At 43.2% G+C, this 18954-nt stretch carries 17 protein-coding genes and 3 pseudogenes; 5 read left to right on the top strand and 15 right to left on the bottom strand.

Features of this window, described 5'->3' with window-relative positions; genetic code table 11:
• Positions 1-767: 767 nt before the first annotated feature.
• The 3 genes and pseudogenes from B9Z54_RS25860 to fosM all read right to left on the bottom strand — a co-directional run.
• Positions 768-1013, bottom strand: a pseudogene (locus B9Z54_RS25860) (Nif3-like dinuclear metal center hexameric protein); the annotation flags it as partial.
• Positions 1014-1212: 199 nt separating this feature from the next.
• The gene (locus B9Z54_RS17515) at positions 1213-1590 is read right to left on the bottom strand and encodes a hypothetical protein (RefSeq protein ID WP_113929695.1); all 378 of its coding nucleotides are present in this window, start codon (positions 1588-1590) and stop codon (positions 1213-1215) included.
• 34 nt (positions 1591-1624) lie between these two features.
• Complete coding sequence (fosM, locus tag B9Z54_RS17510) at positions 1625-2047, bottom strand: FosM family fosfomycin resistance protein (RefSeq protein WP_113929694.1); 423 nt, start codon at positions 2045-2047, stop codon at positions 1625-1627.
• Between the two features lie 282 nt (positions 2048-2329).
• Between fosM and B9Z54_RS17505 the strand changes: the two genes are divergently transcribed.
• Positions 2330-2599: a hypothetical protein gene (locus B9Z54_RS17505; protein ID WP_113929693.1), complete on the top strand. Its 270-nt coding sequence runs from the start codon at positions 2330-2332 to the stop codon at positions 2597-2599.
• Positions 2600-2787: 188 nt separating this feature from the next.
• Here the strand turns inward: B9Z54_RS17505 and nikC are convergent, their stop codons facing one another.
• The 10 genes from nikC to fabL all read right to left on the bottom strand — a co-directional run bounded on the left by nikC (position 2788) and on the right by fabL (position 14226).
• Positions 2788-3684 (bottom strand): nickel transporter permease, encoded by an 897-nt coding sequence (gene nikC, locus B9Z54_RS17500; RefSeq protein WP_113929692.1) that lies wholly within the window; start codon positions 3682-3684, stop codon positions 2788-2790.
• A gap of 15 nt (positions 3685-3699) precedes the next feature.
• Positions 3700-4704, bottom strand: a complete 1005-nt coding sequence (locus tag B9Z54_RS17495) for an ABC transporter permease (protein WP_113929691.1) — start codon at positions 4702-4704, stop codon at positions 3700-3702.
• Positions 4705-4888: 184 nt separating this feature from the next.
• Positions 4889-6448, bottom strand: a complete 1560-nt coding sequence (locus B9Z54_RS17490) for an ABC transporter substrate-binding protein (RefSeq protein WP_240189996.1) — start codon at positions 6446-6448, stop codon at positions 4889-4891.
• Between the two features lie 75 nt (positions 6449-6523).
• Positions 6524-7501, bottom strand: coding sequence for an ABC transporter ATP-binding protein (locus B9Z54_RS17485; RefSeq protein WP_113929689.1), 978 nt, complete (start codon positions 7499-7501; stop codon positions 6524-6526).
• Positions 7476-8492, bottom strand: coding sequence for an ABC transporter ATP-binding protein (locus B9Z54_RS17480; protein WP_113929688.1), 1017 nt, complete (start codon positions 8490-8492; stop codon positions 7476-7478). The genes B9Z54_RS17485 and B9Z54_RS17480 overlap by 26 nt, the downstream gene beginning before the upstream one ends.
• A 480-nt stretch (positions 8493-8972) precedes the next feature.
• Positions 8973-10721, bottom strand: a complete 1749-nt coding sequence (locus B9Z54_RS17475; protein ID WP_113929687.1) for an ABC transporter ATP-binding protein — start codon at positions 10719-10721, stop codon at positions 8973-8975.
• A 114-nt stretch (positions 10722-10835) separates the two neighbouring features.
• Positions 10836-11366 carry a nucleoside tri-diphosphate phosphatase gene (gene ntdP / locus B9Z54_RS17470; RefSeq protein ID WP_113929686.1) on the bottom strand — a complete coding sequence of 177 codons (531 nt, stop codon included), beginning with the start codon at positions 11364-11366 and terminating at the stop codon, positions 10836-10838.
• A gap of 435 nt (positions 11367-11801) precedes the next feature.
• Entirely contained in the window at positions 11802-12053 is a 252-nt protein-coding gene (locus B9Z54_RS17465; protein ID WP_113929704.1) for a YgaB family protein, read from the bottom strand.
• Positions 12054-13184: 1131 nt separating this feature from the next.
• Complete coding sequence (locus B9Z54_RS17460) at positions 13185-13376, bottom strand: gamma-type small acid-soluble spore protein (RefSeq protein ID WP_113929685.1); 192 nt, start codon at positions 13374-13376, stop codon at positions 13185-13187.
• Between the two features lie 100 nt (positions 13377-13476).
• Positions 13477-14226 (bottom strand): enoyl-[acyl-carrier-protein] reductase FabL, encoded by a 750-nt coding sequence (gene fabL, locus B9Z54_RS17455; RefSeq protein WP_113929684.1) that lies wholly within the window; start codon positions 14224-14226, stop codon positions 13477-13479.
• A gap of 106 nt (positions 14227-14332) precedes the next feature.
• Between fabL and B9Z54_RS17450 the strand changes: the two genes are divergently transcribed.
• Positions 14333-14557, top strand: a complete 225-nt coding sequence (locus B9Z54_RS17450; protein WP_113929683.1) for a hypothetical protein — start codon at positions 14333-14335, stop codon at positions 14555-14557.
• Positions 14558-14664: 107 nt separating this feature from the next.
• Here B9Z54_RS17450 and mutY read toward each other — a convergent pair.
• Positions 14665-15773 (bottom strand): annotated as a pseudogene (mutY, locus tag B9Z54_RS17445) (A/G-specific adenine glycosylase).
• Positions 15774-15901: 128 nt separating this feature from the next.
• Complete coding sequence (locus tag B9Z54_RS17440) at positions 15902-16210, bottom strand: hypothetical protein (RefSeq protein WP_113929682.1); 309 nt, start codon at positions 16208-16210, stop codon at positions 15902-15904.
• A gap of 111 nt (positions 16211-16321) precedes the next feature.
• Here B9Z54_RS17440 and B9Z54_RS17435 point away from each other — a divergent pair.
• From B9Z54_RS17435 to B9Z54_RS17425, 3 genes and pseudogenes are all read left to right on the top strand, one after another.
• Positions 16322-17304: pseudogene (locus B9Z54_RS17435) on the top strand (metal-dependent hydrolase).
• A 176-nt stretch (positions 17305-17480) separates the two neighbouring features.
• Positions 17481-18269: a DUF4397 domain-containing protein gene (locus B9Z54_RS17430; protein ID WP_113929681.1), complete on the top strand. Its 789-nt coding sequence runs from the start codon at positions 17481-17483 to the stop codon at positions 18267-18269.
• On the top strand, positions 18269-18895 hold the full coding sequence (locus B9Z54_RS17425) for a class F sortase (protein WP_113929680.1): 627 nt from the start codon (positions 18269-18271) through the stop codon (positions 18893-18895). Before B9Z54_RS17430 ends, B9Z54_RS17425 begins: the two co-directional genes overlap by 1 nt.
• The last annotated feature ends 59 nt before the right edge of the window (positions 18896-18954 follow it).

Genomic DNA, 18954 nt, shown 5'->3' with positions numbered 1-18954 from the left:
AATGTTTCCCGTTCAAGGGCAATGACAGGTAGGAACCTTCCCTCCATCAGCGTTGACCGACTTCATAGGTACTATATCCCTATCCGACTTCCTTTAGGCATTTGACAACCCTCACTTTATTATCGCTTGTTCGTCATTACTCTTGCCGGTTCTTCGGCAAAAGACCTAAAGGATCTCCCGAGTTGCCGTAACATATCAATGTATAGCGTGCCGAGGTCATCGACTCCGAGGAAGTTGTTATTCTCTTGCCGCTAACGTGAATAACAATGTTGCCTTCTATACTCCCGAAAATATCGGCCTTCCTAAATAATGCGCGTTTTCGGAGCTCAATCCCTTCAACCAGTTAGTTTACGGCCCACTACCTCGCTGTCTACGCTTAAAGGCAATGTGTTACCACTTTGCCCTCCAAGACTCGCTACGAGTGAATGGCTAGTTCTTTCTCGACGGGAATCCCACCCGTTATATGTCACGACCTAGGCTCGGTCGCTCCAGGAGGTCGCACGCCTTCCGCTCCAATCCTTCTACGTAAAAACGGGAGGAGATAAAATAGTATTCAGAAGCAACAATCTTTTGGAAAGGCTCTTTTCGTAAACTTTATTGCTATTTAATACTAATTCCGAAAAATAGCCATATTAGACGGTAAAATAGGTAACACAAAAAGAGAAGAGCTGCTCTTCCTCCATTAGAGATAAAACTATCCGGAGAAAAATCCGCCTATTGGGATTTTGCCGAAAGCAACAAAATATGCGAAAAAAGCCTTTTTTATATTACAGCCACCATCTTTTTTGCGGTAAAAGATAAATATTATCAAATCCGAAGTTCTTCTGGAACCAAGAATTCATCAACGTTTTCTTTACTAAATACTCAGAAGCAGAATGAGAAACACCGATCAAGCACATTTCTGTTTGATTTGCGTACTTTTTTACTTCCTCAAATCTTTTTCTTCCGTAATCATTGTCAATATGGCAGTGAATTTCTCCCGAAATGTATGTATCCACTCCTTTGTCTTCCGCTATCCTCACCCCGATGAACTCGGGTTCGAACTTCTCTTTCCACTTCACCCTGCCCTGATAAACCTGAGGGATGAACCTGCTAAAAGCTGGATCCTTACCAAAGCTTCTAATTTGAAACTCATCATCTAAACGGTCTGCTATATCTTTTAAATTTTCCAAATAACACACTCCTTAGTTTGATGAAAAAGTTCCGCCTCAGTTAGTTTAATAACTCTTTCGGAATATCCCATATAAAATAATGCTTTGAGAATTGTCTGGTTTCAATTGTGATGGTTTCTCCACCTTTTTCAAATGTAAGGCCTGAGCCGATCTGCTCTTTATATTCCCAGCCCAAAGTTTCCATGTATTCTATCGCCATTCCCAAAGGATATTTATCCTCAAATTCAGAAATGTATCTTATTCTATTTGGGGTTCTTAAAACTTCTTCATACCCATTATTGGATAACTCATATTGGCCAATTGCAGCTAAGTAAGGAACAGGATTGCCTTCTTGGGTCAAAGCACTCCCAAACCTTAAGGTAATAAAGCCAAAAAACAAGAAGACAATCAATAACACCATTATCAATAATTTCTTCAATATTCACCTCTCCAAAAATTAGTGATATATCCAACTAATCATAAAACTCCATATGGGTCTTATCCTCTTTATAAAAATCCAGCCTGTCTTGTAAAGTGCCTGTATGAAATTCAAACTTATGCCCATCCGGATCGGTAAAATAAATAGACTTTTTATCTCTTTCGTCTCTCGGGCGTCCTGACAGGATGTTTACATTCAATTCTTCTAGTTTGGAGTACATGCTTTCAAATTCTGATTCTTCGATTGAAAAGGCTATGTGAGTATATGATTGGCTGATTTCTTTCCGCGGAATGCCGCTTTCTTCATTCAGGGCAAGCCAGATCCCATTTAAATCAAAGTATGCCGTGCTTCTCCCCTTCACCAACAACTTTGCCTCAAAAACATTATTATAAAAATTGATAGAACGTTCTAAATTAGACACTGAAAACAATAAATGATTTAGTCCTTTTACTGACATCCTATCACCTCTTTTTTGGACTTATAGTGTAAACTTCAACAAAAAAGGCGGATTATCCTGCTTGATAAACTCACCCTTTTCATTCTGAGATATGCGTTCTTTTAATTGAATAACTGGCTTATGATGGTTTTGATCGTTGAGTAAGATGTTTGATGACAAAATGATGAGTTTCTTTTAAAGAGGTCACCTAAGCAACGTGATTCCCTACAATTTAAGCACCCAGTAAATCCAGCACGAACATTCACCGAAGTATAAACCTCAAAATAAAAATAAAGCACCAGTGTGAACTGGTCGTTTGCTCTGCAACTTGAATCCTTTCTTACAGGTCTTGGCCTAAAAGTCCCACTGATTAATTTCAACAGCCATTTATCCCCCATGAAAAAAATAAGAGAAGAAATTCCGCTTATTTTAAAAAAAGCATCAGAAACAGCTATATTAAGCGGAGAAATTCCGCTTATATACCCCATATCGAAGGCAATTTCGCAGCTTAGCCGGAATAATTCCGCTTATTTTAGATTATTCATGTCCTTCACAGGTAAAGCGCCTGCTTGAATGGTAAAAAGTGTTAGCCCCCCCCCCGCATGAAGGGTGATTTTCTATACCTCGCTAATGCTGGCTGGACCATCCGGCATAGCAAGGGATTTCAAGAAAATAATTAAAGAGACCAAACCTATTAGATTTGATCTCTCCTGCTTTTGCGGACTTCGTCTCAGTAATGCAATGCAGCTGCTCCAATAATTTTAGTTCTTCATCTTAGGATCCAGCGCGTCCCTTAGGCCGTCTCCCATTAAGTTGAACCCTAGTACTGTCAACATGATGGCGAGCCCTGGGAAGATCATAGTCCAAGGAGCGTCAAGCATGTATCTTCTTGCATCTGACAGCATTTTCCCCCACTCGGGATCCGGCGGCTGTGCGCCCAGGCCCAAGAATCCAAGAGCTGCGGCTTCCAGGATGGCGGTGGCGATCGCCAATGTTCCTTGAACGATAATCGGCGCCATACTGTTGGGAAGGACATGACTGAAAAGGATTCTTTTATCACTCATCCCAATAGCTTTGGCAGCCATTACGTATTCCTCCTGTTTTACACTCAGCACCCGAGACCGGATCAACCTGCCGAAATTCGGAATGTTGATGATCGCAATGGCAATGAGCGCATTCCTTAGTGATGGTCCTAACGCCGCTACGACAGCAATTGCGAGCAGGATACTCGGAAAGGCAAGCAGGATATCAAATATCCTCGATATGATGGTATCCACCCATCTTCCATAGTAACCAGCTACAATACCCAATATGCTTCCCGCCACAGCTGACCCAACTACAGCAAAAAAACCTACGGTCAGTGAAATTCTTGCACCATGGATGATCCTGGAGAGGATATCACGGCCAAAATCATCCGTCCCAAGCCAATGTTCTGCAGAAGGAGCCTGCAGCCTTTTGGCCATATCCTGCTCATTGATTCCCTGCGGTGCGATAAAAGGACCTGTCACTGCCAGAATAACGAAGAATAAGACTATCAAGGACCCGACAAGGGCTGTTTTATTCTTCCGGAAGCTTTTCCAGGCTTCTTTCCATGGAGAGATTGTCTCTTCTGCTTCTGTATGTTTTATTTCACCTGTGTTTGGTGCCAGTTCTGCCATATCGGACACCTCTCTTTAATTGTATTTGATTCGTGGATCGACTGCTGCGTACAGAAGATCGACAATGAGATTGATTGTTACAAATATAGCCGCCACAACCAGGATTCCTGATTGGATAACCGGATAATCACGATAGCCTATGGCGTCATAAATATATCGCCCGATTCCCGGCCAGCCGAAAATCGTTTCTGTCAGGATGGCACCGCCCAAGAGGAGGCCCATCTGTAATCCGATAACAGTCAGTACGGGAATGACAGCATTTTTCAGAGAATGCTTATATACCACCAGGAACATCTTTAATCCTTTTGCTCTTGCTGTTCTGATGTAATCGGATTTCATGACTTCAAGCATACTGGATCGTGTCATCCTTGCGATGATTGCCATTGGAATAGTGGCAAGCGCCAAGCCTGGCAGAATCAAATGCCGGATGACCTCTCCGAATTTTTGAAAGTCGCCTTGTATTAAAGTATCAAGGAGATACAAATTGGTTATAGCATCGACCGGGTTTCGAATATTCTCCCGTCCGGTTGTCGGCAGCATGTCAAGCTGAAGGCCGAATATCCATTGACCCATAAGCCCCAGCCAGAAAATCGGTATGGAAACTCCAACTAAAGCAAGGATCATAGCCGTATAATCAAACCAGGAGTTCTGGAACCAGGCACTGATGATTCCTGCGTTCACACCTATTACCACAGCAATGATTATCGCTACTATTGCCAATTCAAAGGTTGCTGCGAGATATGGCCAGATTTCACTGGAAACCGCTGATTTTGTTCTGATGGATTCTCCAAGGTCTCCTTGGAAAAGTCCTGCTAAATATTGAAAGTATTGAATGTACCAAGGATTGTCCAATCCAAGCTGGCCCCTTAATGCGGCAACGGCTTCCTTAGTTGCCTGCTGGCCGAGGATTGTTTGTGCAGGATCACCGGGGATGGCCCTTATGATCATGAATACGATAAATGTCATTCCGAGCAGTACAGGAATGAGCTGAAGCAGTCTCCGGATTGTATATTGAAACATCATGTCACCTCTTTTAGTCAGGCATCAATTCCTGCCCCATGCTTGTTTGACAGCTCACTGTCCTGCCCGCCTCAGGTGAACTTTCACCCCCGGCAGGCAGTCAATAAGCCTGTACAATTCTCAAAAAACCATTCATTATGTACAAAAGGGAGAAATCTAAAGAAATCCCCCCTTTTGTTCTGTTCTATTCGATGCTTACACCTGACAACAAGTCAGACCCTGTTGGATGAGGAAGGAAGTTTTTCACTTTCGCACTTCCTGCAAGCAGCGGTGTAGAGTGTGCAAGCGGAATCCAAGGAGCATCTTCATGGATGATTTCCTGTGCCTGCTTATACAGCTCTGCACGTTTATCTTCATCCACTTCTGTCTGTGCTTCAATCAATAAATCATGAAGCTCATCATTGCTGTAATATGCGTAGTTGTTGCTTCCGATATTGTCTTTATCAAGGAGAGTATAAAGGAAATTATCAGCATCTCCGTTATCCCCAGTCCAGCCAAGAAGGAAGGCATCTGCTTCACCTTTGCTTGCTTTATCAAGGTATGTTGCCCACTCAAAAGAGACGATTTCTGCTTTTACACCAATCTTGGCAAAGTCTGCCTGGATTGCTTCGGCAACTTTTTGGCCGTCCGGCATGTATGGACGAGGAACAGGCATAGCCCAAAGCTCCATTTCAAAACCATCAGGGTATCCTGCTTCTGCAAGTAATTCCTTCGCTTTATCAAGATCGAATTCATACCCCTCAATATCTTCGTTGTAACCATTGATAACCGGCGGCATCGGATTTTTAGCAGGGTCTGCTTTACCTTCGAAGAACGCATCGATGATGGCTTGCTTGTTCACCGCATGATTCAGGGCCTGACGTACTTTAGGGTCATTAAATGGTTCTCTTGTGTTGGTTAAGCCGAGGTATCCCACATTCAAGGATGGGCGCTCATACAATTGCAGGTTTTCATCTGATGTGATTTTTTCAGCATCACTAGGATTAATTCCGTCTGCCAAGTCAATTTCTCCAGACATCAATGCGTTCAAACGAGCAGAGTTCTCAGGAATTGACTTAAAGATAATTTGATCAAGCTTTGGCAAATCTTCCTGCCAGTAATCTTCATTTTTCTCAAGAACGATTCTGTCATTCTCTTTCCACTCAACAAATTTAAATGGTCCGGTACCAGCATCTGTAGGCTGCTTGGCAAAATTATCACCAAGTTCTTCAACAGCTGTCGGGCTCGCGATGGAGAACATGCTCATCGCCAGGTTTTTCAAGAAAGGTGCTTGAGGACGTTTCAGTGTGAATTCAACTGTACCCTCATCGACTGCCTTCACTTCTTGGATTACGTGCCCTTCATCTCCTTTGAATCCGCCAAACATGGATCCGTAATAAGGAAATTCATCAGCTGTTCCATTCATCCAGCGTTCGAAGTTGAAGACAACCGCTTCTGCATTGAAGTCTGTTCCGTCCTGGAATTTGACCCCTTCCTGAAGCGTGAATGTGTAAGTCAGGCCATCTTCAGCCACGTCCCATTCTTTCGCAAGACCTGCTTGGATCTCTGTATCCTGTTCTCCAAATTCAACAAGTGTTTCAAAAATGTTCTTAGTAACTTTAAAAGATTCCCCGTCAGTAACCGTGATTGGATCCAATCCGACTGAGTCACCGCCGCGTCCAAAAATTAATGTGTTTGAAGCAGAGTCGTCACCTTCTGACCCCTCGTCACCCCCGCAGCCATACAGTGCAGTGGAAACTGCCATAAGTAGCACTAATAGTACTGCCCAGCTCCTTCTCTTCAAATAAATCCCCTCCATTATTTTTTATATATGCTTACGTCACTTGCTATCTTCATAGAGATGGCAGGCAACATAATGCCCCGGTAAATGTTCTCTGAATTCCGGCGTCTTGCTTTTACAAACATCCATTGCATGCGGACATCTTGTATGGAAAGCACACCCTGCCGGAGGATTGGAAGGACTCGGTATATCCCCTTGAAGCAGGATCGTGTCCCTTTCAAACCCTGGGTCGGGAATCGGCACAGCAGAGAGCAGCGCCTGGGTATAAGGATGAAGCGGCTTCTCATAGAGATCCTCGCTTGCACTCAACTCTGCCATCCTGCCTAAATACATAACTCCGACTCTATCACTTATATGTCTGACCACCCCTAAATCATGTGCGATAAATATGTAGGTCAGATCAAATTCCGCTTGAAGCTCCTTCATCAGATTAAGGACTTGGGCCTGAATCGAAACATCAAGGGCCGAAACCGGTTCATCCGCTATGATGAGTTTAGGCTGTGTCATCAAGGCCCTGGCAATGCCGATCCTCTGCCTTTGTCCACCGCTGAACTGATGAGGGTACCTTTTGGCGTGATAACTGCTTAATCCTACAATTTCAAGCAGCTCGTAAACTTTCTTCTTTCTCTCTTTCGCCGAACCGATTCCATGGACGATCAAAGGTTCCTCTAGGATCTTTTCCACCGTATGCCTCGGATTCAGTGATGCGTATGGATCCTGGAAAACCATTTGGATATCCCTGCGGGTCTTTCTCATTTCTGCTTTTGATAGACTCGTAAGTTCCTTATCTTCAAAAGTCACTGTCCCTTCTGAAGGATCAATCAGCCTCATCAGCATTCTTCCGGTAGTCGATTTTCCGCAGCCGCTTTCCCCTACGATTCCAAGCGTTTCTCCTTTTTTGACATAAAACGAGACGCCGTCAACCGCTTTAACATGATTGACAGGCCTTCCAAGGATGCCGCCTGTGATGGGGAAGTGTTTCTTTAGTCCCTCAACCTTTAACAGCGGTTCTGTCATGAGCGATCTCCTCCTTGCTGTCATATAAAAAGCAGCGGCTCGTATGGCCTGGTGCCGTCTCATATAATTCCGGCGATTCACTTAAACAGCGGTCGAATGCATACTCGCACCGTGCAGCGAACCTGCAGCCGTGTTTAATGGACCCGGGCTTAGGGACACTTCCCGGTATGGAATAAAGCTTTTGCTTCTTAAACCTCATATCCGGCACCGATTGAATCAGCCCTTTTGTATAGGGATGTTTTGGGTCTTTAAAAATCTCTTCGACAGTGCCTTCTTCGACCACTTTCCCCGAGTACATGACTATCAGCCGTTCACAGGTTTCCGCCACGACTCCAAGGTCATGGGTGATCAGTATGACCGCTGTATTCATTTCTTTATTCAGCTGTTTCATCAGTTTAAGTATTTGAGCCTGAATAGTTACATCCAGTGCTGTTGTCGGCTCATCGGCTATCAGTACCTGTGGATCACAGGCCATTGCCATGGCTATCATGACTCTCTGCCTCATCCCTCCTGACAGCTGATGGGGATACTCATTCAATAACTCTTCCGCCCGCGGCAGGCCGACCAGTGTCATAATCCTCGCTGCATCCTTCCTTGCCTCCGCCTTGCTGTTCTTCTTATGTATCCGGATCGCTTCCGTCAGCTGGTTGCCGATGGTAAAGACCGGATTGAGAGAAGTCATCGGTTCCTGAAAGATCATTGCGATATCATTTCCGCGGATTTCCCTCATTCTTTTTTCCGAAGCTTTGACCAGATCTTCTCCTTTAAACAGGATTTTTCCTCCTGTGACTTTTCCCGGCGGGCTTGGCACCAGCCCCATAACCGATAGAGAAGTAACACTTTTCCCGCATCCGGATTCTCCTACTATTCCTAAGATTTCTCCTTCATTTACGTGAAAATCCACATTATCCACAGCTGGAATCTCACCATCATCTGTAAAAAATGTTGTCTGAAGTTCTTCCACTTTCAAAATAGGAGTATCGGATCTCATCTCTATAACCCCCTGTCCAATAAAACAATTTAGAATTTTAGAATATTTCTGACATATGCTTGTAACTTATTATACATAGCCAAAAAAAGAATCAATAGTAAATATTTATTCATCAAAGCTGATATCATATTAATGGGTATTTTTCCCTAAATCCTAACTCCCCTGTAATACAGTGAACCACTTTATAATATTTGTCTATTCGACACCATTCTTGCTTATAAAACATGAATAGCTGAAATTCTCCATGTTATGCCTCTTTATACGACAAAAAAGCCGGATCTTTTAAGATCCAGCTTTCTCAAAATGCATATTTTTAGAATCCCGCACTAATTTTCTCTTATTAAATAAGAGATTGAATTTAGTTCTTTTGAATTAAATATTTTAAGCTTCCTGAATTCCTTTCAACCCCCATGTATTGAGAAACTTACTTCAGTTGCAAAATGTTCAAACATGAAGACTTTTATCCTCGTTAATGAAGGCTTATTGATCGAGCTGCTGAACCTGAAACAGTTTGTGGTAATGACCTTGGCGTTTCATCAATTCAGTATGTGTACCCATCTCTGCTATCTCGCCATATTCAAGGTGAATGATTCTGTCGGCATGGGTGATAGTTGAAAGTCTATGGGCGACAATGAAGGTGGTCCTGTCTTTCGCCAGCTTCTCCATTGCCTCCTGGATAAGATGTTCACTTTCCAAATCGAGAGCCGAAGTTGCTTCATCAAGAATAAGAATCGGTGGATTTTTTAGAAATACCCGCGCAATCGCAACACGCTGCTTCTGCCCTCCGGAAAGCTTCACGCCGCGTTCTCCGACCTTTGTATCGTAGCCTTCGGGAAGACTCAAAATGAAGTCATGGGCATTCGCCGCTTTTGCTGCTTCAATTACCTCTTCATCCGAAGCATCGGGATTTCCAAACAGGATATTTTCCTTAACCGATTCACTGAATAAAATATTATCCTGAAGAACCATGCCGATATTATCACGCAGGCTCTTTACCTGATAGTCTTTTAAATTCTTCCCATCTAGCAGGATCTGCCCGCGGGTCACATCATAGAAACGCGGAATCAGGCTGACAAGGGAAGATTTCCCCCCGCCGCTCATTCCGACGAGCGCCACCGTTTCCCCGGCCGGTATGGTCAGATCAATATCACGAAGGACCTCTTCATCCTTCTCGTTATATTGAAAGTGAACTTTGTCAAAAACAATTTCCCCTTTGACATTTTTACATTCCACCGCACCCGGTTCATCCTGGATGTCATATTTTTCATCCATGAATTCGAAGACCCTGTCCATTGAGGCAATAGACTGAGTCAGTGTAGTGGAAGAGTTCACAAGCCTTCTGAGCGGATTATAGAGTCTGTCGACATAAGCAATAAACGCTGCCATGACACCTATAGTCAGGTTGTCATTGATTACTTGCAGACCTGCATAGCCTATGACAATCAACGGGGCGATGTCTGTAATCGTATTGACGACTGCAAAGGCCTTGGCGTTCCAGCTCGTCTGCTTCAAAGCTTTATCCAGGAAGTGGCTGTTGTGGCCCCTGAATTGGTTTTGTTCATGATCTTCAAGAGCAAAGCTTTTGATCACCGACATTCCCTGCACCCTCTCATGAAGGTAGCTTTGCACTTCTGCAAGAGCTTGTGACCGGTCCCTGGTAAGTTTTCTCAGGTTGCCGAAGAAGTACTTTACAGAAATAGCGTAAAATGGAAAGGCGATCAGTGACACAAGCGTCAGTCCTACATCATATGTAAACATAATTGCCAGAGCAATGATGATCGTGGCTACATCCAGCCATAAATTCATCAAGCCTGTGATAACAAAGTTCTTCGTCTGTTCCACGTCATTAATGACTCTGGAAATGATTTCTCCCGCTCTTGTATTGGAGTAGTATTTAAAGCTCAGCTTTTGTGTATGGCTGAACAGCTTATCACGTAAATCATATAAAATCTTGCTTCCCGTCCACTGTGCAAAATATTGTCTGTAATATTCAACAGGCGGACGAACAATGACAAATATGACTACCATAACTCCCATTATCATTAACAGCTTATCCGTCTTTTCTCCAGCGGACATAGAATCGCTTCCGACTATATCATCTATGACATACTGTATTAAGACCGGTATAAGCAAAGGTATCGCAAATTTTATAATTCCAATTAAAAGTGTTCCGATAATCTGAAGTTTATAAGGTTTAACAAAATGCATAAATCGTTTAATACTATCCATTCATTCATCCTCCTCTCCGTATTTTCCCCTTTGTAAACAATAAAAAAACCTGTTGAATCAAGCCCAACAGGTTTTCTGCATTATGCAGTCATGTAACCGGCCATATTATCTTTCTTATTTCCTGTGATAAAGAAATCTTTCATACCAGACATCGATGAAATCCGGAGCAAAAGGACCCTTCCGCTGCCTGATCCAGCGAACAAGTTTGTCCACATTTCTTTTTAAAATATGGTCAATGACATCTGGATAGCCCATCTGTTTCCTGTGCTGTTCATACTCATCCTCATCAAGCAGAGTATAGGTCATATCCGGGAAAACCTTGATATCAAGATCATAGTCTATATATTTCAATGCCTCATGATCATAAACAAAAGGTGAACTCAGATTGCAGTAATAATAAATCCCATCTTCCCTTATCATGCAAATGATGTTAAACCAAAGCTCAGCATGAAAATAACAGATGGCTGGTTCACGAGTAATCCATGTCCTTCCGTCCGATTCAGTCACCATCGTCCGGTCGTTTCCCCCGATCACAAGATTTCTCGTTCCCTTTAAAACTGTCAGTTCATTCCACACACGATGAATCTTGCCATCATGCTTGTAACTATGTATTTGTATTGGTTGCCCTTCGCTGGGAACCGCCATCAGTCTCCCCTGCCTTCCTGCAGAATATTCCGCTTATCTGTTAGGTCTATTTTATTATTATAACGTTTAGAGAATAATTTTAAAACAAAAGAGGCATGTTTTTGGCAGGAGTGTTCATTTAGAGGGGGAACTTCTTCTAATTTTAGTTAACGCGGGATGAGGAAATTGTATTGGATGAATTCTTGGTTTGTGTTTTGTCTGAAGGGGTTTTCGGATGCCTTGAATGCTGTTTTTTCTGATTCCATGCTGTCTGGGCGGGCTTCTGACGACATCAATTCTCCAAGGTTGTGATTCCATGCCGTCTGCGCGGGCTTCTGACGACATCGATAGGCTTTGTTAGTAACAGAAAAAAAGTTTTTTGAACTAGTTTGGAATTACACCTCCTGATAATAGAAAAAAGCCCCTGCATGGCAGGGGCTTACTTTACTCCTTATTTTAAACCATGACCTTTTCTTCGGAATACATTTGAATCACTTCATTGGTTTGATCCTGAAATTCTTTCTGAATCCCCTTCAGTTCTTCTTTCATTTCCGTAATTTCCTTATGGATGGATTCTAATTTCGATTGCTGCTGCAGTTCCGCTAGTTCTTTTTCGATTTCCTGGCATCGTTCTATCTCGGATTGGAGAAAAAGAAGTTTATCCATCGTCTTCAACTGGTCGGTAATAAGTTTGTTAAATTGCGACACATCATGCACCCGCCCTCACAGTAATCTTTCATAATTAGTATTCCCTGCTTATATGTAAAACCCTTTGACTAGTTCTGTCGCTTAGAGGGTTTCTTTGTCGCTTCTTATTTGCTTGGCTTATTTGCGGCGGATCATCTTTTATACATTAAAAAAATCAATTGGCAACATATTCTTTTTCTTTTCCCACGTCTCATGTATCCACTCGAGCGCTCTGGATACATATCTCCTCTCTTTTTCCCTCACTCATGTATCCACTCGGCCGCTTTGGATACATATTTCCTCTCTTTTCCCCCACTCATGTATCCACTCGGCTGCTCTAGATACATATCTTTACTCTTTTTCCTTCACTCATGTTTCCACTCGACTGCTTTGGATACATATCTCCTCTCTTCTCCCTTCACTCATGTATCCACTCGGCTGCTCTGGATACATATCTTCGCTCTTTTTCCTTCACTCATGTATCCACGCACCCACTTTGGATACATATCTTCACTCTTCTCCTCTCACTCATGTATCCACTCGACCTCTCTGGATACATATCTTCACTCTTTTTCCCTCACTCATGTCTCCACTCGACCCCTCTGGATACATATCTTCACTCTTTTTCCTTCACTCATGTATCCACGCACCCGCTTTGGATACACATCTTCGCTCTTTTCCTTCACTCATGTCACCACTTGACCCCTCTGGATACATATCTCCTCTGTTTTTCCCTTACTCATGTATCCACTCGACCTCTCTGGATACATATCTTCACTCTTTTTCCTTCACTCATGTATCCACGCACCCGCTTTGGATACATATCTTCGCTCTTTTTCCTTCACTCATGTATCCACTCGACCCCTCTGGATACATATCTTCACTCTTTTTTCTTCACTCATGTATCTACGCACACGCTTTGGATACATATTTCCTCTCTTTTTCCTTCACTCATGTATCCACGCACCCACTTTGGATACATATCTTCACTCTTTCCCCATAACTCATGTCTCCACAACGCCCGCTTTAGCTGCAACATCTACATTCGCCAGCCTACACGCCTGACTAGAAAAAAATTATCTTCGTCAACAAATAAACAAAACCAAACAAAAAAGACACCCAAGAGGGTGCCTTTTTTAAGCAAAGTCAAAATTAGCGTTGGTTTTGACCTTTTTTAGCTTGAGATTGAGCATTTTGTTGTCTTACTTCTTGAGCGCTTGTCTCAGAAGCAAACTCAGTGCCGTATTGACCAGCTTGACCAGCTTGACCTTGAGCAGATTGAGCGTTTTGTTGTCTCACTTCTTGTGCATTTGTACCTGATTGAGTTTGGTTGCGTTTTGCCATTGTAATCACCTCCACGCTTGTTAATGTAACCAAGGTGGAGAATTACTATTCCCAAAAAACAAGTAAAAAAATGCATTTTTTTAGCTCACAGCCAAAAACCTTATACTAAAAGAGATCTGCCACCATCTACAATTATTGTCTGCCCGCGGATCATAGAGGCATCATCTGACACGAGGAACATAGCAGTATTTACCAAGTCTTCTATTTCGACCATGCGGCCCGCCGGGGTCTTCGTCCGTGCATCTTCCAATAGTTCTTCACGGTTAGGAAAATGTGTAAGGGCGTCCGTGTCTACTGCACCGCCTGACACTGCATTGACCACTATATTTTCCTTGGAAAGTTCCACAGCCAGGTAACGTGTTAATGCCTCAACCGCCGCTTTGGACACGCCCACTGTTGTATAGTTATCCAGATATCGGATTGACCCCAATGAACTGATGCTTACGATTTTCCCGCCTGTTTCCTTGTCCATTAATTTGGCCGCTTCCTGTGCACAGAATAGAAGTGCTTTACTGTTGATGTTCATTGTCCAGTCCCAATGAGACTCTTCAAGTTCCATTGCCGGTCTGAGGACACCTGATGCTGCATTATTGATAAAAACATCCAGCCTGCCGAATTCTTCTTTTATGGTCTGGAACATTGTTTTGATTTTGGCTACATCACCTACATTAGCTCTTACAACCAGTGCCTTTCTGCCAAGCTTCTCAATTTCTTCTGCTGTTTCCAATGCTGCTTTTTTGCTGCGTGCATAGTTGACGACAATGTCGTAGCCCGCTTCAGCCAATTTCAGAGCCAGCGCTTTGCCGACTCCCCTGCTGCTTCCTGTTACTAACGCCACTTTATTATTCATTTTTTTATTACCCCTTTCTTGATAAGATTCATTTTATCCTTAACCGGCATAATCGACAACGTTTACAGAGAAACTATGGTGACTGACACTAAGGAGGAAGATCATTATGTATGTTGGCAGAGATATGACTGAGCTCTCCATGATCCCAAAGACCGAGTGGGATAAAAGTGAGCTTGCCTTTTTTCACCATTCCCTTCAACAAATGGTTCCCTATTTGAACTCAGAAGGACAAACCATTCACAGGGAAATTGTAGAAGAAATAGAAAGCCGCGGCGGCCTTAAGCGAAATGAAGCCGACGCAGCACATGGTACAAAAGTTACTTATGATTGAAAAATCTCTTTCATGAGGGCACCAGGTTATCAATGCCAAACGGTCAGATGCGTCCATGCCCAGAGGCGTCGCTTGGAACGGCAATACCTATTCAAACTGCTTTGAATTCACTTTTCAAGGCAGTTTATTTTCTTATAGCTCTTCCAAATTTTCTGGTGTGAAACAGGAAAGGCAAACTTGTTCAATTCCTCTTCATCAACCACTCTCAATCCATCTGGAATTTCTCCGATGCTCTTTGTGATGCCTGCATATACATCCACATCCCATACCAAGTGGGAAAAGATGTGTTGAATTTTTGTGAGAAGGCCGTTTTCTATGTCCGCTTCAACATTAAATTCCTCTTGCAGAAAATCCTCGAGCTGTTTCCTCTGTGATCCAAAAGAATCCACTTCACAGTTTGGGAACTCCCATAGGTTAGCCAGGAGCCCTTTTTCTGAGCGTTTATTGATCAGATATTTTCCATCTTCATTTTTCAGGACAACGGCAGCCATTTGAAGCTTCTTGACACTTTTCTTTTTGTTTTGACCGGAAGGGTGTCCTGAACGCCTTCATGGAATGCGCTGCAATGTTCCCTGACAGGGCACAGCAGGCATTTAGGGGATGTCGGTGTACAGACGAGAGCTCCGAGTTCCATTAGCGCCTGATTAAAGTAAGACGGATTTTCGTGAGAGATAAGTTTTCGCACTGCCTCTTCAAAAACTTTCCTGGAAGACGGCTTGGCGATATCCTCCCAGATGGTCAGTATCCTGGATAAAACCCTCATGACGTTTCCATCGACTGCGGGTTCAGGCTTCCCATAAGCGATACTCAAGATGGCACCGGCCGTATATGGGCCTACTCCCTTAAGCTTTGAAATTTCCTTTGGTTCTGATGGCACTATGCCGCCATACGAATCCCTAACTTCTTTTACAGCCGATTGAAGATTTCTTGCGCGGGAATAATAACCAAGCCCTTCCCAGGCTTTCAGCACGTCTTCTTCATCTGCAGATGCCAGCGCTTCAATTGTAGGGAATTTATTGATAAAATTAAGAAAATAAGGAATCACGGTATCTACTCTCGTTTGCTGCAGCATGATTTCAGACACCCAAACCTTATATGGATCACTGTCTTCTCTCCAGGGAAGCTGCCTTTGCTCAGCCGTGAACCAGTTCAGCAGATCTTCCTTAAAGGCTTCTATGTCAATTTCTTCTATACTTGTTAAACGATTCTTCTCCACTTTTGTACCTCCAAGATGTTAAACCTTCACTTATTGAGGGAATATATAATACTAAAGCAACTTTTACTATCTCTTTGAATTATTGTATTCACAGTAAATATTCCTTAATTGACTGGCGTTGGCCCGTTTCATGAACTCTTTTTCAGGCCGAAGCATACCATTTGCTTGAGCCCCCCAGAGATGCAGCCATCAAGCATTCCGAAGAGAGGATGCTCGTCCGATGTCCTGAGTCTCTTCAATGCATGGTAATGAGATTCTGTCGGCAGGGTGATCACCTCTGTGAAACAGGATGGGCTTCCTGGCGACGACATCAATTGAATGTCGCCCGCCTCGTACAATGACAGTGTTGAAAAGATGTCTTTCATTATTTGTTGGTATTGCTCAATGTACGACTCTTTGATCTCGTATTGAATATACATTTGAAGTGAATGATTCATTGAATTAATCTCCTTTTATACCATATCATTTTGGGGAATGAAAACAAGAGCATTTGTTTGGAATCATTGATAAAAAACTCACCCGAAACCCCTAGTAAAGGAGGATGAACCTTGGATACAGGTACACATGTAGTGATGGGATTTGCAATCGGCGGCCTGGCAACTCTGGACCCTGTGGTAGCTGAAAGTGCCGTGACCTCTCAAAGTGTATTGATTGGTGCCATCATCGGTTCTCAAATCCCTGATATCGATACTGTTTTGAAACTAAGGAATAATGCAGTCTATATCCGTAACCACCGAGGGATTACCCATTCTATTCCCGCGGTACTGATATGGCCGCTGCTCATATTGGCCGTCCTTTATCCCTTTTATCCAGAGGCTAACCTGCTTCATCTATGGATTTGGACATTTCTTGCCGTTTTCCTTCATGTATTTGTCGACATTTTCAACGCTTACGGTACTCAAGCCATAAGGCCTTTTTCGTCGAAATGGGTCGCTTTAGGAGTCATCAACACCTTTGACCCGATCATTTTCGGAATACATGTAGTCGGCTTGGTTCTCTGGGGGTTCGGCTTTGATCCTGGACCGACTTTCCTCTATATGTACATGATCATCATCCTGTATTATATTTTGAGGTTTTTCGTCCAGCACGCGGTTAAATCAGCTGTTAAGAAAAAATCCCGGATGCTGAAAAGATCATCGTTTCTTCCACACTTCATTTTTATCAGTGGAGACTGGCAATTGTCTCTAAAGAATTCTTTTATGTGGCTCGGGCATATGGCAGTTCCATCACTTTTTTTGAAAAATTCAAAAGAATTCCAGTACCGGATAATCCGGTAATCAACGCTGCCAAAAAAGACAAAAACCTGTCTGCGTTCTTGTCCTTCTCACCCATATACCGATGGGAAATCGAGGATTTTGAAGACGATGGCTTTGAGGTAAGGTTTATTGACCTGAGGTATCGCAGCAATGGGCATTACCCCTTTGTTGCAGTAGTGAAGCTGAACGAGGATTTAGAAGTCGAAAGTTCCTACACCGGCTGGATTTACAGCGAGGAAAAACTGCGGAAGAAGCTGGAGATCATACCGGATTGACAGGTAGGAATCTTGTTTTAATTGATAAAAGTGTCAGCCTTCAGGCTGGCACTTTTTTTGAATGTGTTTTTAAAAAGCTTAGAAGTTGAATTATTCAATTTATTCATTGTACATTATAGTTACAAGATATATACATATCTTGTGCAAATCTAATTTCACATGAAGGAGAGGAAGAAATGAAAAAACTTTTTTCGGTGCTTGTGGCGGCAGTTATGATGGTGACTTTGGCTCAAGGCGCATTCGCTTCAGAAAATGATGCAATGGTACGTATCGTCCATGCTTCTCCTGATGCTCCTGCTGTAGATGTTTATGTAAACGGAGAGGCAGTTGTAGAAGGGGCAGAATTTAAAGCGGCGACTGACTATCTTTCACTTCCTGCCGGAGATCATGAGGTCGAGATTTATGCAGCAGGAACAATGGGAAGTTCTGAACCAGTTATCTCAACCACTTTATCCGTGGAAGCTGGAATGGCTTATACCGCAGCCGCGGCGAACATGCTTGAAAATCTGGAATTAGTTGTTGCACAAGATTCTATGGAAGTGACTGAAGGTATGACGAAGGTAAGGGTCGGACACCTTTCACCTGATGCTCCCGCAGTTGATGTAGGACTAATTGAAGGCGATTCATTATTCAGCGGTGCAGAATTCAAAGCAATCACTGATTATACAGAACTCGATGCTGGCACTTATGACCTGGAAATTCGCACTCCAGAAGGAGATCAGGTCCTTGATCTTTCTGGAACAACACTTGATGAAAATACGGTATACAGTGTGTTTGCTGTGAATACTGTCGATCAATTAGAAGTTTTGGTATTAAAGGATTATACTTTGATGCCAGGAAGCATGCCTGAAACTGGTATGGGTGGAGCGGCCCAGCAGCAGTCTTCTGTACTTCCAATTACCCTTGCGGCAGTTCTGGGTGGAGCAGCACTTGTTCTGATCACCCGTAAAAACCTGCAAAAATAATGAAGAAATTCATACTGATGTTGATGGCTCTTCTGGCGGGATGTTCTGCCGAAGAGCCACAACCTGTTAATCCAACCGAGACTGCCTCCTACCGAGAGAACCAAAAGGCTCCAACCACTCTTGTTTCAAATGAGAAGCCTGCCTCTGTCAGTACAGAATCCACTTTAGAAACAACTGGAATCAAACCTGCTTCCCTATCGATTCCGAAGCTTGAAATTGATGCTCCCATTAAGGAATTTGGTCTGGATTCAGAAGGCAGCATGGAGGTTCCTGAAAACGGAGTAGACGTGGCTTGGTTCGAACCTGGAATTCAACCCGGCCAAAAAGGAAATGCTGTTCTTGCCGGCCATGTAGACGATGAAAAACAACCGGCGGTATTCTTCCGGTTAAAAGAACTGGTACCAGGCGATAAGATTATTTTGCAGGATGAAACAGGAAAGACTCTCACTTTTATGGTAAGGGAAAAAGAGGCCTATCAGAAGGATGATGCGCCGCTTAGAAAAGTCTTCGGCCCCGGAGAAAAAAGAATGCTGAACCTTATCACGTGCACGGGATACTTTGACAGAGATATCCATAACTATGTGGAAAGACTTGTGATCTTTACAGAGCTTGTGGAGGTTTCATGACAGAGCTGGTTTTCTTGGAGGACCGCTCTTTTTTTGGTAAGAAAGGCGCCTGAAGGGCA

The organism is Bacillus sp. P14.5 (genome assembly GCF_003316765.1).
GTDB lineage: Bacteria > Bacillota > Bacilli > Bacillales > Bacillaceae_B > Rossellomorea.
This window is presented reverse-complemented; position numbering and strand designations above follow the sequence as displayed.